This window comes from Dickeya sp. CFBP 2040, from assembly GCF_012273755.1.
In the GTDB taxonomy this organism is placed as follows: Bacteria; Pseudomonadota; Gammaproteobacteria; order Enterobacterales; family Enterobacteriaceae; genus Dickeya; species Dickeya poaceiphila.
In genome coordinates this window covers 1-329 of the sequence record NZ_JAAVXH010000105.1, presented here as the reverse complement: position 1 = coordinate 329, position 329 = coordinate 1, and the positions used below count along the sequence as shown (strand labels likewise).

General features: G+C 52.6%; 2 tRNA genes. Both read right to left on the bottom strand.

Annotation, left to right across the window (positions count from 1 at the left end):
* Nucleotides 1-47 precede the first annotated feature (47 nt).
* Nucleotides 48-123, bottom strand: a tRNA-Ala gene (locus Dpoa2040_RS16635).
* Nucleotides 124-230: 107 nt separating this feature from the next.
* Nucleotides 231-307, bottom strand: a tRNA-Ile gene (locus tag Dpoa2040_RS16630).
* Nucleotides 308-329: the final 22 nt, after the last annotated feature.

The following is a 329-nucleotide window of genomic DNA, read 5'->3' as shown; positions in this document are numbered from 1 at the left end:
TACTTCGCAGCATACTGTTTCCAGTACACTCTGAAGTCATTCGTAAATGGTGGAGCTATGCGGGATCGAACCGCAGACCTCCTGCGTGCAAAGCAGGCGCTCTCCCAGCTGAGCTATAGCCCCATAGATGCATCAACCTTTCAACCCGCTTAGCCGTCGAAAGGTTCAACACATCACGCACCGTGCACACACGCGGCGCCGCCATCGAACATTTCAAGGATAAATAGAGTTGGTAGGCCTGAGTGGACTTGAACCACCGACCTCACCCTTATCAGGGGTGCGCTCTAACCACCTGAGCTACAAGCCTATAAGGTTTTACTGCTCGTTAC